Raw genomic sequence first — 26,812 nt, forward strand, 5'->3', positions numbered from 1 at the left:
ACACATTTGTTGATTCTTATTCTATGCAAAAACAAGAGATGTGTCAAGACACCCTCCGGATGATTACGTTTCCAATTTCATTCATGGAAAGAAACTTTAACAAAATAAAAAAACCAATCAAAGAGCCCTGCCCTCAGCTTCCAGATTCTCCTCTGATTACCGCAGGTTTCAGCATATTTGACTGGGTCTGTTTATTTTACGATTTATATTTTTCCATAGTATTGCTTAGTCGGGCAAACTCTTCCAGAGAGAGTGTTTCACCTCTTCGGGAAGCATCAATCTCTGATTCTTCCAAACTTTTTTTCAACCATTCCACTGTAGTCTCATCTTTTCCATAATAATGGGTCAGATTATTCCAAAGTGTCTTTCTTCTTAACTGGAAGGATGCTTTTGTCAGTTTAAAAAATTCTTTTTCATTACTGACATCAACTGCAGGTGTTTCCCGCTTTTTCAATGTAATGATTGCAGAATCTACATTCGGTTGAGGAACAAAGACAGTCTTTGGCACAATAAATGCCACTGCTGCTTCCATATAATACTGAACAGCGATGGATAATGAACCGTAGGCTTTTGTCCCCGGAATCGCAGAAATTCTATCGGCTACTTCTCTCTGCATCATGACAACCATTTCTGAAACATCCAGATCTGATTCTAAAAAATGCATCATGATAGGCGTCGTAATATAGTATGGCAGATTTGCTACCACCTTAAGCGGCAATTCATCATTTTTAAAGACTCTGGCAGTCTCTGCAGACAAATGCGTCTTCAGTACATCTTCATGAACCACGGTCACATTATCATAAGGAGACAGCGTATCTTCCAGTACAGGGATCAAGCGATCATCGATTTCGAAAGCCAATACCTGCGCTGCATTCCTTGCCAGTTGTTCTGTCAGCGCACCAATTCCCGGACCAACCTCGATTACATTGGTCTGTTGATCAATTTCTGCTGTATCTACAATTTTTCTTAGAATATTTGGTTCCGTCAAAAAATTTTGTCCTAAGCTTTTCTTAAATGAAAAGCCGTGTTCCTTTAGTATCTCCCTTGTCCGGGAGGGAGTTGCAATATCTTTATAATCCTTCACAGTGATTCCTCCACTTTTGCCATTGCCTCTTTCAATTCTGTTTCAGTGATTCGAAACATTTGCAGGCGTTTTACCAGTTGCTTACTATTTGTATAGCCGATACGCAGTTCATCACCTAGTCGTTCCCGGCGTTCTTTTGCATTGGCTCCTGCTATTAAACCATAGTCCAGTAATATCTGTCTAGAAATTTCCTGATAATTATCTGTTTCAAATGTCGGCGTGACCACTTTTCTCAGCGCTTCGATAATGGCTTCATCACTGGCATGTTCCACACCTAAACTGCTTCCTCTTTTTTGAGGTTCAGCCAGACGACGGGATAAGAAAGCATGCTTTGCATCCGGCACGACCTCCATAATGATTTTACGGATTTTTTCTCCTGAATAGTCCGGATCAGTGAACACAATGACCCCTCGCATTTCCTGTGCATGCTCGATTTGAGCCAAAATATCTTCATTAATCGCAGAACCTATAGTTTCAATTGTATCTGCATCGACGACTTCCAACAGCCGACGGGTGTCATCTTTTCCTTCGACGACTATAATTTCCTCAATTTTCATCTTCTCTGTCATTTTTCAATCTTAAAAAGCTGATGAGCGCTTTGGGTCGTCTGCTGCGCCAACTCTTCCCAGTTCATATTTCTCATCTCAGCTATTTTCTCCACAACATAACGTGTATAGCCTGGTTCATTTCGTTTCCCTCTGTAAGGAACCGGAGCCAAATAAGGAGCATCAGTTTCAACCAGCATACGATCCAGCGGAACCTCTTTTGCAGACGCCTGTATCTCAACTGCCTTTTTAAAGGTGACAACTCCGCTAAAGGAAATATGCATTCCCAGATCAAGAAATTTTTTCATCCATTCCTCATCGCCGCTATAACTATGCATAATTCCACCGATATCTCTGACATCTTCTTCTTTTAGGACCTTGTAGGTATCCTCAATGGCATCCCGCATGTGAATACTAATCGGCAGCTTCATTTCCTTTGCTATGGCAATCTGTCTGCGAAATACTTTATCCTGAACCTCTTTCGGATCCTCCATCCAGTAATAATCCAAACCTATTTCACCCAGCGCAACCACTTTAGGTGTCGTTAAACGTTCCTGCAAATTTTTTTCAATTTCAGCAGTATAACTCCCTGCTTCAGTTGGATGCCAGCCAATAATACTGTATATATCCTTGTACTTCTTGCTTAGCTCCAGCGATTTTATAATAGTAGGTGTATCAAAACCGACAACAGCCATTTCTGTCACACCTAACTCTTGCGCACGTTCAATAGTCTCCGGTATATCCTCATTAAATTGCTCTGCATTCAAATGGGTATGTGAATCAAAAATCATCTAACTTCCTCCTTGCCATTATCACTCTACCATATTTTAACAGAAACAGGGAGAAAGAAAAGCTGCAAGCGCCTGTTTAGCTCACGAATGATATAGGAAACTGACAGAGTGACGCTCTCTGTCACTATAGGCAGTTTATCTTATCATTGAGTGAGCTGGTGTATGCAGCTAGACAATAAGAAAAGCTAAACGAGTCGCTTAACTCATGAGCGATAAAGGTAAACGAAAAATATGATGCTCTTTATCATGAGGTTCGTTTACCTTTATCGTCGATTGAGTTGACTCGTGAAGCTGGACAATAGAAAAGCTGAACGAGCTTGTTCAGACTATGAGCGATAAAGAAAACTGGTTAAGTGATGCTCTTTATCACTTGGACAGTTTATCTTATCGTCGATTAGTCTAGCTCGTGAAGCTGAACAATAAGAAAAGCTGCAAGCTCCTGTTTAGCTCACGAATGATATAGGAAACTGGCAGAGTGACGCTCTCTGTCACTATAGGCAGTTTATCTTATCATTGAGTGAGCTGGTGTATGCAGCTAGACAATAAGAAAAGCTGCAGGCACCTGTTTATCGTATTGCTGGTGAAGCTCTTTCAAAGTACGTATATTAAACCACACAACTAATCCCTGCTCCCGACATCTTCCTGCTTATTCTCCTCCGCCTCAAGCCTGATGCTCTTTCTTCAATTTCCTGTTACACTGCTCTTACATTTACTGTAGTTAGGAGTTGATTTAAGTTGAAACAAAGTGATACTTCCAACCTGTTCAAATCGATGATTGCACAAAAGGCAACTGCAAATCGAAAAGATCAGACACAGACACTCTGGCATTGGATTCTTCTGATACTTTTTGCCATGCTTACATACGCTAGCATGTTTCAACAAATACTTTTAATTGTTCTTTTGATTGGGGTTACAGCTGTCGTAAAAGGACCCTTAATGCTTTTGTGGGGCAGTATCTATTCTGCGCTCGTTGCCTTTTTCCCGCCAATTACCATGTTGCTCTCCATTTTATTTTTTGTATTGAATATCGGCGCTGCCGCAAAAAACTGGCGCATTACGCTAGTTGGGTTTTTTTTCTATCTCTATCCGCTACTTGCCCGTCTCAGCCAATCCTTACTAGATATCAATTCCCGCTGGATTACTCTATTGCTGTTAACAATTGGGATTACAGGCTTTCATTTTTTACTGAAATGGCTTTATCAACAATATTTCACCAGCCACAGTTTAATGGTAACCATTGTCAGTATGCCGCACACTCTCTTTGTTCTCTTCCTTCCAAGCAAAATCCCTGGTTTGAAGAAAACAAGGAAAACAAACTATTAATACACTGCTGTTCGTACGATCAAATCGTAAATGAGTAATTTCATTACGGTTTGATCCTTTTTGTATGTTATGAAAATAGGACAACCATCAAAACAGATGATTGTCCCAGTCTACTTTATGCAATAATTGACCCATTCGGCATATCTTTTGGTGCTTCAATCACTTGAAGCTTACCATCTTTATCTTCAGCAGAAAGAATCATTCCCTGACTGATCTGACCTCTCATTTTTCTAGGTTTCAGGTTGGCAATAACAGCGACCTTAGTCCCAATTAAAACACTTGGATCAGGATAGAACTCAGCGATGCCTGAAAGAATCTGACGATCCTGTTCATCTCCGGCAGCCAGACGAAACTGCAGCAGCTTGTCAGCACCTTTTACTTTTTTGCAGTCAATAACCTCTGCCACTTTTATTTCTATTTTATCGAAATCTTCGTATTTAATTTCCTTCTCTTTCGTAGAAATCAGTGTTGTCTCTTCTGGATCCCATTTAATCTCTTCTTCTTGGTTTGGTGCTTTTCGAGACATTTTCTTTTGAATATACGTTACTTCAGTCTCCAAGTCCAGACGAGGAAAAATAGGTGTTCCCTTTGTGACAACTTTTGCACCTTCAGGAAACTCGCCAAAATGAATGGCTTCCATGCTCATTTTTTCAGAATCAAGTCCCAGCTGATCAAAAACTTTCTTCGGTGTTTCAGTTAAAAACGGCTGTAAAAGAATGGCAACGATTCTCAATGACTCCGCCAGATGAATCATCACGCTGTTCAATTCATTTTTCTTCTCTTCATCTTTAGCCAGAATCCACGGCTGTGTTTCATCAATATATTTGTTGGCACGTGAAATGAGTGCCCAAAGCTCTGCAATAGCTGTATTGAACTCCATCTTTTCCATTGCTTCGTGATATTTGCCGATCACATTTGCAGCTGTAGTGGAAAGCTCACTGTCAAACGGTGTTACTTTAGATGCATATTCCGGAACATATCCGTCACAGTATTTATTAATCATTGCAATTGTACGATTCAACAGGTTCCCTAAATCATTGGCAAGATCATAGTTCATACGTGAAACAAAATCTTCCGGCGTGAATACACCGTCACTGCCAAAAGGAATCGAACGCAGAAGGTAGTAGCGCAACGCATCCAAGCCATAGCGATCAACCAGCATATCCGGATAGACAACATTTCCTTTTGATTTGGACATTTTACCATCCTTCATCAACAGCCAGCCATGGCCAAAAATCTTTTTAGGCAAAGGCAAATCCAGAGCCATCAGCATAATCGGCCAGTAAATGGTATGGAATCGAACAATCTCTTTTCCAACCATATGCACATCTGCAGGCCAGTATTTTTGGAACAGACTGTCATCATCAGAGCCATAACCCAAGGCAGTTATATAATTGGATAATGCATCAATCCACACATAAACTACATGTTTTGGATCATTTTTCAATGGAATTCCCCAAGAGAATGTTGCTCTGGAAACTGCTAAATCTTCCAAACCGGGTTTGATAAAGTTATTGATCATTTCGTTTTTACGTGATTCAGGCTGAATAAACTCAGGATGCTCATTATAATACTCAAGAAGACGATCCGCATATTTACTCATACGGAAGAAATAAGATTCTTCTTTTACAAGCTCTACTTCATGACCGCTTGGCGCTTTCCCGCCAATGACATTTCCTTCTTCGTCACGGTACACTTCAGCCAGTTGAGTTTCAGTGAAATATTCTTCATCAGAAATTGAATACCAGCCTTCATATTCGCCTAAATAAATATCGCCCTGCTGCAGCAGCTGATTGAATATTTGCTGAACAGCCTTCACGTGGTAGCTGTCAGTAGTACGAATAAACTTGTCGTAACTGATATCCAGTGTCTTCCATAGCTTCTGGACATCTGCGGCCATTTTATCAACATACTCTTTGGGCGTTACACCAAGTTCGTTTGTTTTTTGTTCAATCTTCTGTCCATGTTCATCCACACCTGTTAAATAAAAAACGTCAAACCCCATTAAACGTTTATAGCGAGCTAAAGCATCACAGGCGATTGTTGTATAAGAATTACCGATATGTAATTGTCCGCTTGGATAGTATATAGGTGTTGTAATATAAAATGTTTCTTTTTGCGTCATTTAGAAACATCCTCCTTTTTTAGTTTTCAGAAGTACCTTCTTTTTACTCCTAAACAGTATAACATAATTCGTTGAATTTTCACTATAAATACTGGTTTTTCTCAAGCCTTTTCATTATAGAAACAAACAGATTTTGTCCTTGAAAAGGAACAGAGAGAGAGAAAGCATTGCTGCTTTCTCCCACTTAATTTCTCTATATTTTCTTATTATGAAGATTACTGTGCTTATACCCATAGGCAAAATAAATCACAATTCCCAGAACCAGCGCTACAGCAAAAACCTTCCACGTAGCTGCCTGCAGCTGAAGCATCAGTCCGCCGCTCACAATGATTAATACAATTGGAATAACGGGAACAAATGGAATGCGGAACTCGTCTTCTTTCGGCTCTCCCATCATACTTCTCAAGCGAATGATACCAAATCCCATAACAATAAGGTACATTAGCGTAACAATATTTGTCAGCTCAGCCAGCAGGTTTAAAGGAAAGATTCCTGCAAAAATCATCGTTGCAGCTCCGGCAACATAGGTTGCATTTTTCGGTGTATGTCTTTTCTCATCAATTTTTCCCAAGAATTTTGGCAGCAGCCCATCTTTACTAATTGCATAAATGATCCGAGCAAGGCTGTACATCATGGCAATCGTTACTGTCAGCAGAGTCAAAATAGCACCCACAGAAATAATCCCTGCAACTGCATCCATTTCAACAAAACGCATGGCAAATGCCACCGGATCTTTTACCCCCAAAGAAGTGTAGGGTACAATACCAGTCAAAATCAGTGTAACAACGATATATAAAACAGTCGTAATAATGATGGAGCCAATAATCCCTTTTGGAATATCCTTTTGAGGATTTTCAACTTCTTCAGCTGCCATACTGACTGCATCAAAGCCAAGGAAAGCAAAGAAAACGACTGCTGCTCCGCTCAATACACCGGAAAAACCAAACGGCATAAACGGCTGCCAATTATCAGGCTTCACATAAAAAATACCCACTAGAACAAATAGCGCAATAATGCCGAATTTTACAAAAACCATCAGATTATTTAGACGCAACGCAGTTTTCGCTTCTAGAGAAACCCAAAACGTTACAAAAATCAACACAACTACAGCAATTAGGTCAACATAACTTCCCTCAGCTGCGTTATAGGCACCGCTCAAAGCCTGCGGCAATTCAATTCCCATACTGCTTAAAAAGCCCTGTACATATCCTGACCAGCCAGAAGCAACAGAAGAGACTGCCAAAAAGAATTCACAGATAACCAGCCACCCGGTCATCCATGCAACAACCTCACCAAAAACAACATACATGTATGCATAAGGTCCGCCAAGTACCGGTATTCTGGACGCAAATTCTGCATAACACAACCCGGAAAGAATAATTGCTACTGCAGCAACTAAAAAGGACAGAACCAGAGCAGGGCCTGCATTTTCTTTTGCGGCAACACCGGTCACGACGAAAATACCTGTACCAACAATTGCTCCAATCCCCAGCATAATCAAATCGATCGTTTTTAAATTTCTTTTCATTCCATTACTTTCTGCTGAAGGAGCAGTCAGAGCTTTTTTTCTAAAAATTGACATTGTTATCCTCCTAAAAATCAAATTAAGCTTTCATATACCCCAATAATACACCGCCTGCAATAATCAGCAAACAGCCGTAAATGACGAAGCGGATTTCTTTTTTCGTTTTTGCTTCTTTTAAAATGAAAATACCGCCAATTGTAGAGATAATAATTCCCATCTGGGAAAGAGAGAAACTGACAGCCAGACCAATTTGCTGCATGGTCAGAAGCATACAAATATTCCCCAGACCCCATAAAAGTCCGCTGACTGTATTTTTCCAGACAAACGAATCCACCTTTGTTTTCTTAAAGGCGAAAAAGCCGGCACCTGCAAGCATTCCGATACTCTGTGGAAAAATAATTGCCAAGGGGTCCAAGCCGGCAGCATTAATCATAATGGTATATGCGCAATATCCAGCTGTTGAAATAACAACTGCTCTTAAGCCCTTTCCAAAGGCAGGCAGGCCGTCAGTAACAGGTCTGTCATCAGACTGATCTCTTCTTACAGTCAGATAAGCACCGCTGATTAACATCCCTAAAGCAGTTAAGCCTAAAACGAAATCCTTATTGGTTTTCCATTCTCGGAAAAAGACAGCACCTGCAATTGTATTAACAATCAGCTGCAAGCCTGTTGATATAGGAAGACCAACTGAGACTCCAAGAAATTTCATTGCATGAAATTGCTGGTTTTGTCCAACACTCCACAATAAACCGGATAGAAGTCCCACAACAATTACCGGCAACATAATGACAGGCCGCATGAGAATAAAAATGATGACTGAAAGCACCCCTGCACCTATTGTCATACCCAGCGTCTGCTGGTTTGCATCACCGCCGATTCTCCCGCTGACCAGCCCAATACTGCCCCAAGCAAACATTGGTACAAGTGCTAATAATATATCCATCCCTTTCTCCTAACTTAAGTATTCCTCCAACAGTCTAACAAGAAAAAAGGAGCGTGTAAAATGAGAATATGGTGAAAAAAGAGAGCGCCGAAGAATGCAGAGATATTTTCCCTTCAAGTTGCTGAGAAATATGGCATTTCTGATTACCTTGTCAAACATACTTTTTAATAACTTAGAATAAAATTTACTCAACAGTAAACAAAAAAATTCCCTCTTAAAAAAGAGAAGGCGGTAATGACCTCCTCTTGGACTGCATTTTCTATTTATCATTCAACCTCAGCGAATTTCATTATAATAATTGATAAAAGGAAAAAAGAGCAGCATAGTGGTTCCTTCCTGTTCAACTGATTCTGCAGATAGTTCGAGACCCAGTTTGTCTGCAAGCTGTTTGGCCAGATATAATCCCAGACCAGTAGAATGCTGTGCTGACTGTCTGCCGTTTTCTCCCGTAAACCCTTTGTCAAAAATCCTGTTGATATCTTTTGCGGGAATACCAATCCCTGAATCTTTTAATTCCAGACTAATCCCTTCCTTGTTCCGAGAAAAAACAACCGTAATTTTTCCTCTAGATGGTGTATATTTCACTGCATTGCTGATTAATTGTCTGAAAATAAACTCCAGCCACTTCCCATCTGTTAAAACCTTTTGATCCTCTCCCTCCAGAGAGAAACGTAGATTTTTCTGAATAAAAGAGTATGCCTGAGATTTTATGACAGACTGAACTACCTGTTTTAATGAGTATTCCTGAATCAGATAATCCTTTGAAAAGCTGTCAAGCCGGGAATAATAGAGGACCTGTTCCACATATTCATCCATCTTAGCCAGCTCATTCTCCGCCAAAGAATAGATGTCCTCAGAAAGATCATCCTCTGCAGAATCCAACAATAGTTTCAAAGCAGCTAACGGAACCTTAATTTCATGCACCCATGAGTCAATATATTCTTTATGCTCCTGCTGATTATCAATGATTTTCTCCATTACTTTCTGATGCTCATTCAGCAGGCTGTTCACATACTCCTGAGTCAGTATCTCCTCTGTCTTTGCTGCTCCTTTAAGATATTCCTCAAGAGGAGCCGGCTGTTTAGACAAGTCCAACTTCTGCCACCAGCGCCTTTTCAATAAAAAATCCGTGACCAGCAGTGCTATTAAACACAGCAGCTCCAGTATAATTAAATAACTGATCGTTGAAAAACTTAGCCTTGTATCAGGAGAAAGCCATACAACCAGGCAGGTCAAACCAATCAAAAAGAACCAGCCGAATAAAACGATCCGTTGATCTTTTAAATATTTCCAGAATGTCATCCTATCCTCCTGTCCGGACTATGGTACAATATAGCCCTGACCAACCTTGGTTTCAATGTATCCTTCAATACCGGCTTCTTCAATTTTTTTCCTTAAACGATTGATGTTCACTGTCAATGTGTTGTCATCTACAAACCGTTCATCTTCCCATAAAGCTCTCAGAAGCTTTTCTCTGGTCATTATTTTCCCGTGCTTCTTCATTAGTATATACAGAAGGCGATATTCATTTTTGCTTAAGTCAACAGATTCTCCGTTGATTTTCATATTGCCGTTATCCAAATTCAGCGTAATGCCATTGTGTTCCAGTACTTCGTTTCCCGGCTCAGAATAGTTGTAGGAACGTCTCAGCAGCGCGTTGATTTTTGCCACCAGTACATCTAGCTGAAAAGGTTTTGTAACAAAATCATCTGCACCCATATTCATTGCCATAATCATATCCATATTGGTATTGCGGCTGGAAATAAAGATAATTGGGAGCTTCGATACTTCCCGGATTTTCTGGCACCAGTAGTAGCCGTCATAGACAGGCAGATTGATATCCAAAAGAATCAGCTGAGGGTCTTCTCTTTCAAAATCATCAAACACTTGGTGGAAATCTGTCGTACCGAACACAGACAGCTGCCATTTTTCCAGTTCTTTCATAATCAGGCTGCGGATTGTTGCTTCATCTTCTACAATCATGATTTTAATCATCACTAATTCCTCCATCATGTTATTCACTACTATCTTACCTTATATAGAATATTTCGTCATGAATTCTGGGTCTCTCTTCTTCATTTTCATTTTTCTTCTTCATTTGTTTTTAAACTTGTGAAAAAAGAAACATTGAGTGCATCATATACACCCAATGTTTCTTCAATTTCAACTCTGCTTTTCAGCTTTTAGTTATAAACAGCAACAGACTCCAACATTAAAAATTAAATTCATTTTCCCAGTCAAAATCACCCGATGTCTCAACATTTTTAGGCCAGTGAGCACTCCATTCTGGAACCAGTGGCGTTTCGACACGATCTTCACTTGGTGTGTAAGGTTTGATATCCAACAGAGGACTATTATTTTCCGCATCAATATAATCCAGCTGAATTCTGCCGTTCTCCTTATCCAGATGAATCACGCCAGAAGTAGAAACCGCCAGCGGATTGGGTCGAACCGGAGAGCGTGTTGCAAAGATTCCCAAAATATCCGGTGCCTGTTTGTACGGGCTAGCAACTTGGAAAATCTCTCTCATCTCCGGCTGATCCATCTTATCTGGCCAGTAAATTACTTTTAAATGGCTAAACCCTTCCAGTCCTTCCAACGCCTCTGTATACTTTGGCAGCAGTTGGATAAAGCTACTCTTTTCATTGTTCTCAATATGACCGATTGCCTGTACTGTAAATGCTTTTTGCTCCATGTTTATCCCTCCTGTAATCACAGGATAAACCCTGCCATCATGTGAGGGTCAAGAGATTTTTTTAATTGGAATTTGAATTTCAATTAAATAATCTTCTGGCTTACTTCCCGTCTCGGGTCCCCTGTGACTTACTTGTCTGGTCGGCTTCAGCATTTCGTACTCTTCATTTTCTGAAAGCCAGTTGGCAAAATAAAAATAGGCTTCTTTAATATTCTCGTAAGGACCTAAAATAAAAATCGATGCTGCTAACGAGATTTTCTCTATCTGATAACAGGTCAATGGTTCTTTAACTTCTGCTGTCTCTTTTAGCTTCAAACAAATTTCTATCTCCACATCTTCTTCACGGTAGCCCTCATCATGAAAAATCGTAAAATTATCTGGTGCCTGCTTTTGATATTCCAGCGTTTCGCTTTCCAGAAGCTCTATAAATTCCTGCCATAAAGGACCTTCATGATAATAAGAGTGAATACGCTTTCGCAAGCTGACAATCGGTTCACTTGGCAGCTCTCGAAAAATCACATGGAAATCTTTCTCATCAGGATTTTCCATTTTTTCAAGAGTCTTCGACAAATAAAACAGACGCCGTTGTTCCTCGGCAATTTCTTGCTCAATCTGTGCGTATTTTTCCTTCAGCCTTTGCTGGAAATGTTCATCTGTCACTTCTTCAGCAATAAGTTCTTTAATCTCAGCTGTTGAAAATTTCATATTTCTTAATAAAATAATTTTTTGAACTTTTAGAAGCTGATTAACATGGTATATCCGATAGCCAGTCTCCTGATCTACTTTATGCGGATGCAACAGTCCTTGCTCATCATAATATCTCAACATTCGAATCGATACTTGAGACAGTTTTGAAAATTCCCCTATTCTAAACATAGCGGCTCCAATCTTTTTGTTTTTATACATGAAATCATTGTTACTGTACTAGCAGCGTAAAAACAATAACACTACCTGAAAACAGCAGAATCAACATATTAATGCCAAAAAATATTGCCAGTTTTTCCAGTCCCTCAATCTGCGTTTTTTTCTGGAGACTTCTGTAAAGGAAATAATTTCCTCCATAAACAACCACCATCAGCAGCCCTATGATTTCTATGCCAATTAACATAAAATAACTCCTTATCTGTCACTTCTCTTCTATTTATTGTAGTATAAGACGATTATTCTTAAAATCCTTTTTTACGATTTTGATATAAACAAATAGATGGGAAAGTCCACAATCAGAAAAATATAAAAAGGCTAAGCCCGCAAGCCCAACCTTTTACTTTAGTTCCTATTGTATTTCCACTCTCACATTATGACGTCGTCCCCAGCTAATACATTCAGAAACTGAGTTAAAGTGAACATCAATGATATGTCCCTTAATAGCGCCGCCTGTATCCCCGGCAACTGCATAACCGTAGCCTTGAACTATTACAAGTGATCCTAATGGAATGACACGCGGATCAACTGCAATGACATTGCTCTGTACTCGAAGGTCTATCCCCAAGGCAGTGATAAAACCTGATCCTGCTTCTGTATATGAATAAGCTGTAGATTCCATATACATGACCTGACCGCTTCCAGCACTCTCTCCAGTATTAGTATTGCCGCCTGAAACGGGCGTTTCAGTGGATGGCGATGTCTGTGATTCGTCTGATGCAGATAAATCGGAGTTTGCTGATGCAGTCTCAGCCAGTCTAGCTTCCTCTGCCGCCGCTCTCTCAGCTGCTGCCTGTTCTTCAGACAGACGATTTTGCTCAGCAATCTTCTTAGTATTAATTAATTGAATTGTTTCTTCATTACTTGCCAACTGTTCTTTTAAAGCAGCAACTTCTATGTCCATAGCATTTGCTTCTTCCTGCAGTTTTGCTTCATTTGTCTGTAATTCTTCTTGACTTACTCTCACAGTTTCCTGCAGTTCTGATAATTTTTCTTTTTCAGCGGCAAGGCTTTCGATCTTTTCTCTCTCTGCATTCTGCAAAACAGTCATTGCATACGCTCTGTTGAAAAAATCTGTTAGACTTTCAGATTCAAGAAGAACCTGCCAAGTCCGGGTTTCCCCATTTAACTGAATGGCTTTCATGCGATCCCCAATTGCAGTTTTTCGGCGATCAATATTTTGTTCTGTTACAATAATTTCTGCTTCAGAGTTTTTGATCGTCTCTTCTGCACTGGCAATATCTTCTTTAAGTTTTTCAATCTCAGCATACTTTTCATTAACATTTGTTAATGTCGTATCTATCTCTGCATTAAGAATTTGTCCCAACTCCGTTGCTTGCTGCTCCTCTTGTTCAAGGGAATCCAACGATTCCGCAGCAGCAATAACAGAAGGGAAGGCCAGATTTAATAAGATGATTGCCGATAAAAACGGCATCAGCCTTTTAATTCGCACTGAATCCAACACCTTTCCTATAATAAATCCTAACTCTATTTATTATACTAATCTTAAGAGATTATATTGTTTCAACTGTGTTACAAATTATTACATTTTAAAGATTTCTTAAGAATTTCTGTAACATTGATCTCTACCCATTAGTGTTTTTTTTTAATCAATTAGAAATAAATAAGCGGTTATTCTCTTAAAAATCACTTGTAATACACTTTTTTACATCTGTTACATTTTTTCTTTTTTGTTCTTAACAGAGCGAACCAATCCCTTCACTGTTTCAGAGTTGTTCAACGTATTCAATTTCAATTTTGGATAATTCTTAATCCAACGCCGCTGACTGAAGTTCAAGCGTTTCAAACGCTGATCAATTGCTGTATTTTTTCTTAGCTCATCAAAAAATGTCTGATGTTTTGTTATTTTTACAGATAATTCTTTTTCAACCGACTGCCTTAGCTCATTCAGTTCAGCAGCAAAAGCTTCTCCTCTTTCCAACATCGCTGCAGACAGTTCTTTCGCTCTCTTTTCAAGCACTTCATTCAGTTCATCTGTAATTTTCCTGAACTGCTGCATGTTCGTTACGGTATAAATCATGTCGGCGGCCAAAATTACAAGTAACACAACTGGGAGTCCCCACCGGAATCGTTCCTCTAAAAAATTTGCCAGAATCATTACTCTGGGATGAATGCTTTGCACAACCACAACACAGGCAATCCCCCAAAAAGCAGAAACAGGCAGCGCCACACGACCGTTAATGTTCAATGGTACATCTTTATAATCCCACCAGGATGCATGAAACATCTTTTCAAGAAAATAACTGGTAAGGTATTCCAACACACTGACCAGTATAGCAGAAAGGAAATATAGCAGAATAAGATTATTCTTAAATGGTTCCAGAAAATAGAGTACGCCCAAAATACCAAACCCATAAATCGGACAATATGGTCCTGCAAGGAATCCTCTGTAAACAAATCGGTCTGCTTTCAATGAGCAGTACACAGTCTCCCAAAGCCAGCCGATAAAAGAATAAATAAAGAAAAGTAAAATAAGTTCTACCCATTGATGCAATGAAATCGCTCCTCTTTTTTGCGGAAAACAGAGTTGGTTATTGATTTTCTCCTTAATCCATCAACTATCCTGTCCGTACTTGCCGGTGGACAGCTGTCGTAAAAATTACAAACCTCTCTTTATTGTAGCAAATACCTAACTGAAAAAGCGAGCACCTTTATTTGAAAGGAAAGTTAAGATACAATAAATAGACAAAGGTGGGGAAAAGATGGTTCAATTACTAACATATGCAAAAAACTATAAAAAACAAATAATTTTAGGTCCTTTCTTCAAATTTTTAGAAGCTTGTTTCGAACTGGTTCTTCCTCTCATGATGGCTCGCCTGGTAGATTCGGGAATACAGGAAAATAATTCTGCTTATGTCCTCAAAACAGCAGGCTGGATGATTTTGATGTCGGTACTTGGCCTGTTCTGTGTGATGATTTGTCAATATTACTCTTCTATTGCCTCACAGGGATTTGGAACAGAGCTCCGTAATCAGCTGATGAAGAAAATCAACACTCTTTCACATACCGAATTGAATGACTTGGGAACAGATACCCTGATCACCCGTATGACCAGCGATATCAATCAACTTCAGCTGGCTCTGGCCATGCTGATCCGCTTAGTCATACGTGCACCATTCCTAAGCATCGGCTCTGTAATTATGGCCTTCTACATTGATTGGCAGGCGGGATTGATTTTTTTGCTGCTGCTGCCTGTTTTTTGTCTTATTCTTTTTGTTATCATCAGAATAACCGTGCCATTATACAAAAAGGTACAGCAAATACTTGATCAGTTAAATCAAAGGATCAGCCAAAATCTAAGCGGTGTCCGTGTTATTCGCGCTTTCTCCCGCCAACAAACAGAGATTCAGCATGTGAATGAAACAACCGATAAACTTGCAGCTGTCTATTTGAGAGTTTCGAAAATATCTGCTTTTCTCACTCCTGCGACGACCTTGATTATGAACCTGGGTATTATCTTCCTCTTATACATCAGCGGGATTAAAGTATCTGTCGGCTCACTTCAGCAAGGAGAAGTTTTGGCATTAATTAACTATATGAATCAAATGCTCCTAGCATTGATTGTCGTCTCAAATCTAGTCATCATTTTCACCCGGGCTTCTGCTTCTGCTTCGAGAGTTAATGAAGTATTGGCACTAATACCAAGTATTACTGACTCTGCTGATGCACTGGACAATAGCACTGCAAATCAGGCAGATACTGACATTGTCTTTGATTCGGTCTCTTTTCGTTACCAGCCTGCTGCCGGATTGGCCCTGACAGATATCAACATTACCATTCCGAAAGCAAGTACACTTGGAATTACCGGAGCTACCGGGAGCGGGAAAAGTACGTTTATCCAACTAATTCCACGGTTCTACGATGTCAGTGAAGGGGCAGTTTCTGTTGATGGAATAAATGTAAAAGGCTGGTCACTAGACCGGCTGCGGCAAAAAATCGCCACTGTTCCTCAGACTTCTGTCCTTTTTACCGGAACCATTCGGGAAAATCTTCAATGGGGAAAAACAGATGCTTCAGACAAAGAGTGCTGGGATGCTTTGGCTACTGCCCAATGCAGTGAATTTGTTGAACAGCTGGATCTCGGACTGGACACGCCTATTAATGAAGGCGGCAGAAACTTTTCCGGAGGACAGCGGCAGCGGCTGGCCATTGCCAGGGCATTGATTGGCAAGCCGGAAATTCTAATTCTTGATGATTCACTGAGCGCGCTGGACTATCAAACAGATTTAAATCTACGGACAGCACTTGCCAGTGATTTAAAAGAAACAACACTCATTGTTATTTCTCAGCGAATCAGCTCCATTCGAAATGCCGATCAGATTCTTGTGTTGGCAGAAGGAAAATCAGTTGGGCTTGGCAGTCATGAAGCATTAATGCATACATCCAGACACTATCAGGAAATCGTTACTTCGCAGGAGGACTCAGATCATGCTGAATAAAAAAGCTTCAACAAGGTCATTCAGAAAGTTCCTGCCCTATCTTCTTCGTTATCGGTTGGAGCTTCTTCTCTCTCTGCTTCTTGGATTGGTCAGCGGGTGGGCAGCAGTGGCAACAACAGAGTATCTTGGTAAAGCTGTAGATACAATGATTGGAAAAGGGAATGTAGTTTCTTCTTCTCTCTATACAATCCTTGGTCTTTTAGCAGGTATCCTGTCTATTACAGTGATCAGCCAGTGGCTGATTCAGCTTTTAGGAAATCGCGTATCGTACCTTTCTGTCGCCGAACTTCGTAAAGATACTTTTAGAAAATTAAATACTTTGCCTCTTAATTACTATGACCAGCATTCTCACGGAGACATCGTCAGCCGTTTTACCAACGATATGGACAATATTTCGATAGCCTCTTCCGCTGTGTTCAACCAGCTGTTTTCAGGTGCTGCAGTAGTTATTATTGCTTTTGTATACATGATACGAATGAGCGTCAGCTTAACAATGGTTGTATTGATAACAACCCCGATTATTTTTATCGTCAACTGGCTGGTCGCTGCTGCTTCACAGAAAAATTTTGCTGCACAACAGAAAATTGTGGGCTCCATTTCAGGCTTTGTTTCAGAAATGGTGGCAAATCAAAAAATTGTCAAGAGCTTTCAACAGGAATCTATAGTTCAAACTAGGTTTGAAGCACTGAATCAGGATTTATATGTACAGGGGCAAAAGGCGCAGTTCTCTTCTTCTCTGACAAATCCTTTATCACGATTTATTGATCATCTTTCCTATATTGCGATTGGACTAGTTGGCGGATTGCTTTTGTTATCTGGAAATATGACTGTCACAGTGGGGGTTATTTCGAGTTTTACTATTTATGCCACTCAATTTTCCAAGCCTTTTATAGAGCTCTCAGGTGTAATTACCCAAATTCAGACTGCTTTAGCCGGGATTGACCGAACCTTTAATCTTTTGGAACAGCCCGCAGAGAAGTCAGACGATCTAAATGCGATCACTCTTACCAATGTTAAAGGAAATGTTCTCTTCAATCACGTCAATTTTTCATACATTCCTTCAAAGCCACTAATTGAAGACTTCACGCTTTCTGTAAGTGAAGGGGAAACCATCGCCATTGTAGGAAAAACCGGAGCTGGAAAGTCTACATTGGTAAATCTGTTAATGCGCTTCTATGATGCAGACAGCGGAACAATCACAATTGATGGTCATTCTATCTCTTCTATTACCAGAAACAGCCTGAGAAAAAGTTTTGGGATGGTTTTACAGGATACCTGGCTGTTTGACGGAACTATCCGAGACAATCTAACCTATGGAAATCCAGCTGCAACCGATCAGGAGATTACGACCGCACTGAACAAAACACACACATTGGAATTTATTCAACGACTTCCACAGGGGCTGGATACAAAAATAGGAAGCCATGGGATCAAAATCTCTGAGGGACAAAGACAGCTGCTGACCATCGCGCGAACAATGATCAGTAATCCCCCTATGCTGATTTTAGATGAAGCAACAAGCTCTGTGGATACATTGACTGAAAAGCAAATTCAAGCCGCCTTTTTGGAAATTATGAAAGGACGAACTAGTTTTGTCATTGCCCATCGTTTGTCAACGATAAAAAATGCAGATAAAATCTTAGTAATGGAGTCAGGAAAAATTGTTGAAATCGGCAGTCATGACAATCTGATTGCACGTTCTGACAGCTATTATCGTGCTCTCTATGAAGCACAATTTAATGATCAGACACAGTAATAAGAAAAGGCCTTTCCGGGGATGACGGAAAAGCCTTTTCTTATTTATATGAGGTAGTTAATTTGCTCAAAAATTGTTTATATGGAAGTTTTGTTCCTATCAGATAGGTTCCGACAACTTGAACAGGGAAAAATATACTATTTTTAATGATTCTTGGAATCCACCAGGCAATATTTGCCAGATCTACGCCATACATCAATCCCAGCCACAGCGGCGTTAGAAACAGATGAACAATGCCCGTAACCAGCAAAGTTGCTATAAAAACTCTCAGCCAAGTCAGTTCTTTCCTGTAATAGAAAAAACCATAAATCCCGCCTGTAATAATAGCATTCAGTGTAAACCCCGGGAAATACGCCCCTGTTTTAGGAAACAGAATTACACCGACTGCATCTGCAATCGCACTGCCGATTCCAGTCCATAGAGGACCAAAAAGAACCCCCATCACCGATTCAGGTATAAACGTAAAACTGATTCTCAGAAACTGATCTTCATACGACAGAAAGCGCGTAAAAACGACTACCAAAGCAATTAATAATGCCAACAGTGTCAGCTTTCTTGTTTCCAGAACTCTTTTTTTCATCCTTAGCATCTCCTCTAAGAGCTGCTACAATTAATGCAGCGAATGCGAAAATAAAACCGCGGATTTCGATTGCAATCCTTCGTCCACCGGGCGACATCCCATCCCCGCAGCACTTAACGCTTTACTTTCTACTCTGATTTATTTTAGGCTTGCGCCTAAAAGGACTATAGCATATCCCATTCACAAAGGCAATGAAATGGGACACTGTCTCCACTATAAAAGTACAAAAACACCTTTCAAGATTATATATACTTTGTCAAGATCAAGCAAAAGTTCAGAATCCGCAACAATAAATTGAGGAAGCCAGCCGGAAACACCTTGGCTGCTAATATAGTACCGCCATTCCTTCCTCAGTTCCCCTGCCTTTTCAATGGGTATCATGACTTGTCCTATCATCTGCAATCCTGTCCAACTCCTTTTTTCCGCTGCATAAGACGGATCGTACTAAGAGAAGGGCATTTTCATTTATTTTTTCACTTTCTATCTTCTTCATGCTTTTGTCATGACACTGTCTGGTATGAGGAGTACAGCTCCTGTCCTCTTTTCCAGTTTCAACATGGATTTACACATATTAATCTTTTTTCTCTTATTTTAAAACAAGCTGCTCTATTATCTATAAAGAAAGCGGGCGGTTATCAGTTTCATGTACAATTTCCCGAAAATCTGCAAACCCTGCCTGAAGTCCTCTTAACAAAATTTCTGCTGTTCCGATATTGGTTGCCAGTGGAATTTCATAGACATCACTTAAACGAATCAGTGCATTAACATCCGGCTCATGGGGTTGAGAAGCCAAAGGGTCCCTCAAAAAAATAACCATATCCAGATTATCTTCTGAAATCATTGCACCAATCTGCTGATCTCCTCCAAGCGGACCGGATTTAAAGCGGTGAACAGGAAGTCCTGTTGCTTCGGCAATTTTCCCGCCAGTTGTTCCTGTTGCAAACAGTTCATGTTCAGCTAAAATATTTCTGTATGCCAGGGAAAACTTAACAATTAAATCCTTTTTTCGATCGTGAGCGATCATTGCTATTTTCATTTTATTATCCTCCTTTTTTTACAAACCTGCTGCCAATGAATAGACAGTTAGCGTCAGTCCAATAAATACAGAAGTAAATTTGAAGCAATTATTCAGTCCTCTGGCTGATTCTTTAGGAATTCCTGTGCGCCTTTGCTGATTTGCTTCAAGTCAACTCCTTGTTTCTGTGCTGCAAAAAGACAGCCGCAGTAACATTGCCGATAGATTTCATACTCTCTGCAAAGCTCAATTGATCGTTTATACCCGTTATTCTTTTTAAAATCACTCGGCAGATAGTTTGTTTGATAGAACTTTTGAATCTCTATTCCGATTTCATTAATCAGCTGACTGTTTTTCTTTGGTGACAAAGTTAACGCACTCCCAAAGTAGTCATAATTTAGTTCCTGAGCTTTTTCAGCTGCAATATCAAGACGCAGCTGAAAACAGGAAGAACAACGTTTCCCGCCTTCCGGCTCTTCTGCAAGCTGTCTCTTTTTCACCATTTGTATAAACTGGTTTGGTTCATACGGAGCAGATAAAAACCCTACCTGATTTCCGGTTTGCTTATTAAATTCCTCTACAAATTGCTGTTGAACAGCCTCTCTTCTAAGATATTCCAATCGTGGATGAATATTGGGATTCGCAAAGTAAACAGTTATATCTGCATATTGAGTTAAATACTCCAGTGCTGTTGTGCTGCAAGGCGCACAGCAGCTGTGGAGCAGTATAGTTGGTCGTGACTCTGCTGCTCTCCACTGCTTAATTAATTTCTGCAAAACGCGATCATAATTGATCTTCTGATTAGCGTTCATCTTTTCAGTTATTTCAGTTACATCAAACATGCTTATTCCCCGCTGACATAATCTCCGCCTTCAACATTTAGATATTCTTCCAGTGTAGTATTTCTTTCTTTTATCTCCTGAGCTGCTTTCTCACCGACATAACGAACATGCCATGCTTCTGCTACGTATCCGGTTATCTCTTCCTGTCCAGGTTTATAGCGAACAATAAAGCCATACAGATGTGCATTTTCATCAATCCAATCCGCTTCTTCTTCAGATCTGACCAATTCTCCGGCACTGTTGATAAAATCAAATGCCAGCCCGGTCTGATGCTCGGAATACCCTGGTCGTGACGAGTAGCGGTCTGCTTCTTCCTTTCCATCACTTTTCACATAGTTTTGATAAAGAGCCTCCTGATCTTTGTAGCTTCTGTAGCCGCTGTATTCAGAAGAAATATTCATCCCTAAATTTCTCATTTCCGCATTCATTTTATTAAAAGCTTCCAATGCCTCCTGGTTCTCCCCTGGATCATAGGATTCGGGTAATGGATAGCGCTTATTAACAATCACAATATCATTAACAATCAGCGGCTCCTTCATCGTTTGAGGTGTATGATTTATTTCTGATTCAGCTGACGATGCAGTTTTCCCGATCTCTTCTTCAGATGACTCAGTCAGTAACTCCTGATTAACTTCCACCGCAGAACTTTCAGCAGTCCCTTCCTCTGAACGAATAAGTTTATCAAATTTTTCCGTCATCTTTTTCTGGTTGTTTTCATAATAAAAAAATGAACCTATCAGCAGTACAATTGCAAGTATGCTTAATTTAAAAAAATATTTATTTCCTTTGTCCATTCATGCTCACCTGTCCAGTCTAAAAATTCACTGCCAAGAACAGTCCCTTTTTATTGTCTCTATTATACTGATAAAAAGCAAATCTGGCGAATGTAAAAATAAAAAAGCAGCCTTCTTTCAAACCAGCCCTCAAGCATTAAATTTTTAGTTTGATGGTTTGAGGGCTGATTCATTCTTCTAAGGTTGCTTTTTTTCTGTTTAGCATTCTATTCACTTCATAAATTTTAACAATTATTTAAGTTCAGTCAATCCTTGTTTCCGTTCAACCAAATGTGTTTTTCTGGTCGTCCCTATAATCAGCGGAACTGATTCATAACGTACATCACTATATTCCAAACCAAACCAGTTTTCCGGAAGAATAGTCATACGTTTAATCGCAAGCTTCATCTGCATAATCTGACGATCCCACTTCTTCAGCTCTGTTACTTTGGACAGCTCTTCCCGAATAAGAACAAATTGGAAATCGCCAACCTCCCGTCCCGGTGTGATAGTGTATTTCTGCGGCTGTTTGGCCAAACGACCTTCTTTCATCAAGTCATGGACAATCTGGTGCAGGTAAACATTTACTTCCTGAGACACCCTGAAACCAAGATAAAGCTGTACTTGTACAATATAGTCAGTTCCCATCATATCCACAGTATATTCTTTCGTGAACGGCTCATCTGTTACAGCTACATTGACAAACCAGTAGACCTTTGCACGTTTTGGACGTTTATCCAAAATAGAGTACATGATTGCCCGTCCGATTTCGTCACTGATTAAATCAGGTGTCATGAAGACAACATTTGTCTGGTACATTTCCAGACTTTTATCTTCTTTCAGCTCTGCCAGCTGATCCATATAGTCCCGGATTGGTACTGTATCTGAAGTTTTTTCTTTAATGATATTCCCCCATTCCCAAATGGTCATGACTGCCAAAATCAGCAATGCAATTCCAACAGCAACGTAACCGCCATGGAAGAATTTTACAATACTGGAAATAAAGAAAACTATTTCAATACTACCGAAGAACAACGTAATCAAATAAACAAAGGCTGCCGGTACTCCTTTTTGTCTCAGGAAAAACATCAGCAGAATAGTAGTCATAAGCATCGTTACAGTGATAGAAAGTCCATAGGCTGCTTCCATACGAGTGGAGGTTCTGAAGAACACAACAACTGCTGAACAAGCCAGCCAAAGCAGCAGATTCAGCGATGGAATATACATTTGCCCAATCGTCGAGCCGGGATAGATGATTCTCATTCTTGGCAGCAGTTTCAATTTGATTGCTTCTGAAACTAATGTAAAGGAACCGGAAATCAGCGCCTGTGAAGCAATGATTGCAGCGATTGTTGCGAAAATAACACCAAATAAGGTCAGTGAATCTGGTATCATTTGGAAAAACGGATTTAGATTTTCAATCCTGGTAATTTTAGGATCATTCTGTGATGCTAAAATCCAGGCTGCCTGTCCAAAATAATTTAACAATAGACAAATCTTAATATACGGCCAGCTGAAGCGGATATTCTTCTTACCCACGTGTCCTAAGTCTGAATAAAGAGCTTCTGCTCCAGTGGTTGCCAGAAAGACATTACCCAAAATAAAAATACCCAGATGATTTTCAGAGCTGAATAACAATTTCACGGCATAATAAGGACTTAATGCTCTGATCACTGTCAAATCCTGAGTAAAATTGCCTAAACCAACCAGCCCTAAAAAAGTAAACCATAGAAACATAATTGGACCGAAAGCTTTTCCTACCGCATCTGTGCCAAAACGCTGAACGGAGAATAAAATCAATACAATCAACAGAGTAATAACGACGATAACATTCTGATCCATGCCAAACCGGTCAAAAAATATCGGGATTCCTCTAAGCCCTTCAATCGCTGTGGTAACTGTTACTGCCGGAGTCAAAATACCATCTGCCAACAATGCAGCCCCGCCAATCATTGCAGGAATAATCAGATATTTCCCGCTTTTTCTAACCAGCGTATATAGTGAAAAAATCCCACCTTCTCCGTGGTTGTCTGCATTCAGCGCAATCATGACATATTTCACTGTCGTCAAGATTGTCAGCGTCCAGAAAATTAAGGATACCGCACCAAGAATAAAATTTTCGGATACTTCTGTGATACCGCCGTTGTCTCCAACAATCGCCTTCATCACATATAAAGGACTTGTTCCAATATCTCCGTAAACAACACCCATCGCTACCAACACACCTGCAGCTGTCAACTTGCGATGACTGTTTGCAGTTTTCCCTTGCTTTGTCACTGTGTTCTCCTCCTACAGCATTTGCCATAATATGTTTTAATAAAAAAGACCTAAATGAACAAACATAGCTGGTTTGCCCATTCAGATCCTCTCATCTGTTTTTACAGCTGATTATCTGCGGACAGATTGCCTGTCCTCTGTCCTGAACACCTTTACTACATCCACGTCTGTTTGGTCCTCAGACTGGCTACATTAAGCTATTCATTTGATAATCACTATAATACTCTTATTCAATTTTATCAACCTATATATGTGGAATGAATGAAACTTTTTTTGATTCTTCCATAAAATTCACCTGCACCTGAAAAATGCTTTTTTCAGTCAGCCGAAAAATATCCATAAAGTATCAGATAAAATAAAATTTTAAACTGCCGTACAGCCGAAAAATCATTTAGCCATTTCAAAGTCTAAAGATTCAGACGTATTCTGCTGATTACACTTCTTTATCTTATATTTCCTCTTCTTCCTCAGGAGAAAAATGGAATTTAATCAACTCATTCACAAAAATCGGAACTACCGACAACGCAACAACCAATGCCCAATGTGTCAGCCCAATTGGAACCAAATTAAACAGTTCCTGAGTAAAAGGCAACAATGCAATCGTTGTTGTAATCACCACAGCCAACACTGCCATTTCAAATAATGATTTATTTGAAGACAGTCTGACTCTAAAGATGGAATTACGGCTTCTTACATTAAATACATGAATAATAGATGAATAAGCCAAAACCAGAAAAGCAACCGTCTGTCCTACTTCATGACTGGCACTTACCCAATGAGACACGCCATCTACAAACGCCCCTAAATAAAAACCAAGCAACGTCACTACCGTAAAAACAGAGGCATTAACAGCAATCTTTTTCCAGAGCCCTCTGGAAAAAATTCCTTCATCTCTCGGAATTGGCCTCTCAGTCATAATCCCATTTTCTGCGGGTTCTCTTCCTAATGCAAATCCTGGAAGTCCATCTGCCACAACATTGACAAACAGCAGCTGAACCGCAGTAAACGGTGCCCCCCAGCCTAAAAGCATGGCGATCAGCACAATGAAAATCTCAGAAATATTACAACTCAATAAGAAATTAATAGCTTTACGAATATTCTGATAAACAGTTCTCCCCTGAGCTACAGCATCAACAATCGTTGCAAAATTATCATCTGTCAGAATCATATCTGATGCACTTTGAGCAACATCAGTTCCTGTAATTCCCATTGCACAGCCGACATCACTGGCTTTTAATGCCGGCGCATCATTTACACCGTCACCGGTCATTGCCACGACGGCTCCGGTACGCTGCCAGGACTTAACAATACGAATTTTATCTTCAGGAGTTACACGTGCATAAACGGACAGCTCTTTTACTCTGGCATCTAATTCTTCATCACTCAATTTGCGCAGCTCCGCCCCTGTCAAGGCTTCACTTTTGTTGCTTAATATGCCCAGCTCTTTTGCAATAGCCCCAGCAGTCACCACATGGTCTCCGGTGATCATAACCGTCTTAATTCCTGCTTTCCGTGCTTTTTCAATGGCACCTTTACTTTCAGGTCTCGGCGGATCAATCATTCCAACCAGTCCAAGCAGTCGCAGATTCTTCTCCAGCGCTTCTGAGGTAATATCCTGAGGCTCCTCATCGTGAATCGCATAACCGACTGCAATAACCCGTAACGCCCGTTTACCAAAACGGTCATTGACAACAGCTGCCTGATCCACATCCCCATAACGGAAACGAGTGAGCAGCACATCAAAAGCACCCTTTGTGACAGAGATATACTTTTTGCCCATTCGATGAACAGTCGTCATCATTTTTCGTTCTGAGTCAAAAGGAATCTCTCCAATTCGAGGATATTTTTCCTCAAGTTCTTCTTTTGTATGATAATTTTCTTCAACGGCGCGAACAATTGCAGCTTCTGTTGGATTCCCTTTGATAATCAAATCATCGTTTTCTTTTTCAACCGTGACATCCGTACATAGGGCTGCCATTTTCAGTACTTCCATCGCTTCACTTGTCATGGCATCTTCTGTATCGGTCACTTCATCCCCACGGGACCATACACGTCGTACCCGCATGTTGTTCTGGGTCAATGTTCCTGTCTTATCTGAACAAATTACACTGGCTGTTCCCAAAGTTTCAACAGCCGGCAACTGACGAATAATTGCATGCTTCTTCGCCATTTTCTGAACACCGTAAGCCAATGTCAACGTCACGATTACTGTTAGTGTTTCCGGAACTGCCGCAACAGCAAGTGAAACAGCGGTCATAAACATTTCCAGCATTGGTTCTCCCTGAAGTTCTCCGATCGCAAAGACTAAAGCAGCAGCTACCAGTGCAATGATACTAATTCGTTTCCCCAATTGGTTTAACCGAATTTGAAGAGGGGTTTTCTGCCTTGTATCATTTCCTAAAAGGCCTGCAATTTTCCCCATCTCCGTATCCATTCCAGTTGCGGTAACCACGGCTCTTCCACGACCGTTCGAAACTGTACAGCCCTTAAATACCATATTAATCTGATCCCCTAACGAATCCTCTTCATCCGCTATGTACATAGGATCCTTTTCCACTGGTTCACTTTCTCCAGTTAAGGCTGACTCTTCCACCCGCATTTGAGAGGACTCTATTAAACGGGCATCCGCGGTAATCATTGAGCCGGACTCTAAAATTAGAATATCGCCGACAACTATATTTTCTGCGTTGACTGTTTCAACTTTTCCATCTCTTAATACAGTACTCGTTTGTTTGTTCATATCTTTTAAAGCATCCAGCGATTTTTCTGCATTCCCTTCTTGAACAATCGCCAACACTGAGTTGATAATAACAATTGCAATAATCAGAATTCCTTCAAAATACTCATCATGCTCTGTCACAACCGCTGTATAAAATGAAATAGCTGCAGCTACTAATAAAATAATTGTTGTAAAATCAGTTAAGCTGTGGAGAAATTTCTTTAAAATTGACTCCTTTTTAGCGTCAGCAAATTTATTCGCACCGTTTTCTTTTAAACGTTGCTCTGCTTCCTGTTGTGACAACCCTGTTTCTTCGTTTGCTTTTGTTTCTTTCAATACTTCTTCCAGCTCTTTTTGTTGAATTTCCATCCTATCCCCCATTTAGTTATTTCCTATTTAATAGTAGTACTCTACAATATACTATAACATGAATTTTTT

General features: G+C 40.1%; 23 protein-coding genes and 1 riboswitch. Of the genes, 3 read left to right on the plus strand and 20 right to left on the minus strand.

Annotated elements, in window-relative coordinates:
• Positions 1–196: 196 nt before the first annotated feature.
• Genes rsmA through LI951_RS08310 form a run of 3 tightly spaced genes read right to left on the minus strand, consistent with a single transcriptional unit; the run spans position 197 to position 2,420 of the window.
• A complete protein-coding gene (rsmA, locus tag LI951_RS08300) occupies positions 197–1,084 on the minus strand; it encodes a 16S rRNA (adenine(1518)-N(6)/adenine(1519)-N(6))-dimethyltransferase RsmA (protein WP_202064134.1) in 888 nt (295 codons plus the stop codon).
• A complete protein-coding gene (rnmV, locus tag LI951_RS08305; RefSeq protein WP_229441845.1) occupies positions 1,081–1,653 on the minus strand; it encodes a ribonuclease M5 in 573 nt (190 codons plus the stop codon). Before rnmV ends, rsmA begins: the two co-directional genes overlap by 4 nt.
• Positions 1,650–2,420 carry a TatD family hydrolase gene (locus LI951_RS08310; RefSeq protein WP_229441846.1) on the minus strand — a complete coding sequence of 257 codons (771 nt, stop codon included), beginning with the start codon at positions 2,418–2,420 and terminating at the stop codon, positions 1,650–1,652. The genes rnmV and LI951_RS08310 overlap by 4 nt, the downstream gene beginning before the upstream one ends.
• Before the next feature lie 735 nt (positions 2,421–3,155).
• Here LI951_RS08310 and LI951_RS08315 point away from each other — a divergent pair.
• Complete coding sequence (locus LI951_RS08315; protein WP_229441847.1) at positions 3,156–3,743, plus strand: hypothetical protein; 588 nt, start codon at positions 3,156–3,158, stop codon at positions 3,741–3,743.
• Positions 3,744–3,858: 115 nt separating this feature from the next.
• Here LI951_RS08315 and metG read toward each other — a convergent pair whose 3' ends face one another.
• The 10 genes from metG to LI951_RS08365 all read right to left on the minus strand — a co-directional run bounded on the left by metG (position 3,859) and on the right by LI951_RS08365 (position 14,467).
• Positions 3,859–5,868, minus strand: coding sequence for a methionine--tRNA ligase (gene metG / locus LI951_RS08320; protein WP_229441848.1), 2,010 nt, complete (start codon positions 5,866–5,868; stop codon positions 3,859–3,861).
• A gap of 193 nt (positions 5,869–6,061) precedes the next feature.
• Positions 6,062–7,450 carry an amino acid permease gene (locus LI951_RS08325; protein WP_229441849.1) on the minus strand — a complete coding sequence of 463 codons (1,389 nt, stop codon included), beginning with the start codon at positions 7,448–7,450 and terminating at the stop codon, positions 6,062–6,064.
• A 22-nt stretch (positions 7,451–7,472) separates the two neighbouring features.
• Positions 7,473–8,336, minus strand: a complete 864-nt coding sequence (locus LI951_RS08330; RefSeq protein ID WP_229441850.1) for a GRP family sugar transporter — start codon at positions 8,334–8,336, stop codon at positions 7,473–7,475.
• A 276-nt stretch (positions 8,337–8,612) separates the two neighbouring features.
• Entirely contained in the window at positions 8,613–9,638 is a 1,026-nt protein-coding gene (gene sapS / locus LI951_RS08335) for a two-component system sensor histidine kinase SapS (RefSeq protein WP_202064122.1), read from the minus strand.
• Positions 9,639–9,656: 18 nt separating this feature from the next.
• Positions 9,657–10,331 carry a two-component system response regulator SapR gene (sapR, locus tag LI951_RS08340; protein WP_202064120.1) on the minus strand — a complete coding sequence of 225 codons (675 nt, stop codon included), beginning with the start codon at positions 10,329–10,331 and terminating at the stop codon, positions 9,657–9,659.
• Between the two features lie 217 nt (positions 10,332–10,548).
• Complete coding sequence (locus tag LI951_RS08345) at positions 10,549–11,031, minus strand: TrmO family methyltransferase domain-containing protein (protein WP_229441851.1); 483 nt, start codon at positions 11,029–11,031, stop codon at positions 10,549–10,551.
• A gap of 48 nt (positions 11,032–11,079) precedes the next feature.
• A complete protein-coding gene (locus LI951_RS08350) occupies positions 11,080–11,907 on the minus strand; it encodes a MerR family transcriptional regulator (protein ID WP_229441852.1) in 828 nt (275 codons plus the stop codon).
• A gap of 40 nt (positions 11,908–11,947) precedes the next feature.
• A complete protein-coding gene (locus tag LI951_RS08355) occupies positions 11,948–12,139 on the minus strand; it encodes a hypothetical protein (protein ID WP_229441853.1) in 192 nt (63 codons plus the stop codon).
• Between the two features lie 165 nt (positions 12,140–12,304).
• Positions 12,305–13,417 (minus strand): 3D domain-containing protein, encoded by a 1,113-nt coding sequence (locus LI951_RS08360; RefSeq protein WP_229441854.1) that lies wholly within the window; start codon positions 13,415–13,417, stop codon positions 12,305–12,307.
• 210 nt (positions 13,418–13,627) lie between these two features.
• Positions 13,628–14,467, minus strand: coding sequence for a putative ABC transporter permease (locus LI951_RS08365; RefSeq protein WP_202064113.1), 840 nt, complete (start codon positions 14,465–14,467; stop codon positions 13,628–13,630).
• A 208-nt stretch (positions 14,468–14,675) separates the two neighbouring features.
• Here LI951_RS08365 and LI951_RS08370 point away from each other — a divergent pair, with 208 nt between their 5' ends.
• The gene (locus LI951_RS08370; protein WP_229441855.1) at positions 14,676–16,412 is read left to right on the plus strand and encodes an ABC transporter ATP-binding protein; all 1,737 of its coding nucleotides are present in this window, start codon (positions 14,676–14,678) and stop codon (positions 16,410–16,412) included.
• Positions 16,402–18,168, plus strand: a complete 1,767-nt coding sequence (locus LI951_RS08375; RefSeq protein WP_229441856.1) for an ABC transporter ATP-binding protein — start codon at positions 16,402–16,404, stop codon at positions 18,166–18,168. The genes LI951_RS08370 and LI951_RS08375 overlap by 11 nt, the downstream gene beginning before the upstream one ends.
• A gap of 40 nt (positions 18,169–18,208) precedes the next feature.
• On the opposite strand, the gene LI951_RS08380 is transcribed toward LI951_RS08375, so the two are convergent.
• From LI951_RS08380 to LI951_RS08410, 7 genes are all read right to left on the minus strand, one after another.
• Positions 18,209–18,757: a folate family ECF transporter S component gene (locus LI951_RS08380; RefSeq protein ID WP_202064107.1), complete on the minus strand. Its 549-nt coding sequence runs from the start codon at positions 18,755–18,757 to the stop codon at positions 18,209–18,211.
• A gap of 25 nt (positions 18,758–18,782) precedes the next feature.
• A riboswitch (THF riboswitch) is annotated at positions 18,783–18,886 on the minus strand.
• Between the two features lie 75 nt (positions 18,887–18,961).
• Positions 18,962–19,150: a hypothetical protein gene (locus LI951_RS08385; protein ID WP_229441857.1), complete on the minus strand. Its 189-nt coding sequence runs from the start codon at positions 19,148–19,150 to the stop codon at positions 18,962–18,964.
• A gap of 211 nt (positions 19,151–19,361) precedes the next feature.
• Positions 19,362–19,784, minus strand: coding sequence for a methylglyoxal synthase (mgsA, locus tag LI951_RS08390; RefSeq protein WP_202064105.1), 423 nt, complete (start codon positions 19,782–19,784; stop codon positions 19,362–19,364).
• Between the two features lie 92 nt (positions 19,785–19,876).
• Positions 19,877–20,605, minus strand: coding sequence for an epoxyqueuosine reductase QueH (locus LI951_RS08395; RefSeq protein WP_202064104.1), 729 nt, complete (start codon positions 20,603–20,605; stop codon positions 19,877–19,879).
• 2 nt (positions 20,606–20,607) lie between these two features.
• On the minus strand, positions 20,608–21,399 hold the full coding sequence (locus LI951_RS08400) for a M15 family metallopeptidase (RefSeq protein ID WP_229441858.1): 792 nt from the start codon (positions 21,397–21,399) through the stop codon (positions 20,608–20,610).
• 231 nt (positions 21,400–21,630) lie between these two features.
• Positions 21,631–23,589, minus strand: a complete 1,959-nt coding sequence (locus LI951_RS08405; RefSeq protein ID WP_202064427.1) for a KUP/HAK/KT family potassium transporter — start codon at positions 23,587–23,589, stop codon at positions 21,631–21,633.
• 514 nt (positions 23,590–24,103) lie between these two features.
• A complete protein-coding gene (locus LI951_RS08410) occupies positions 24,104–26,743 on the minus strand; it encodes a calcium-translocating P-type ATPase, PMCA-type (RefSeq protein WP_229441859.1) in 2,640 nt (879 codons plus the stop codon).
• Positions 26,744–26,812: the final 69 nt, after the last annotated feature.

Origin of the sequence: Enterococcus sp. BWT-B8 (assembly GCF_020567625.1) — a bacterium.
Lineage (GTDB): Bacteria > Bacillota > Bacilli > Lactobacillales > Enterococcaceae > Enterococcus_L.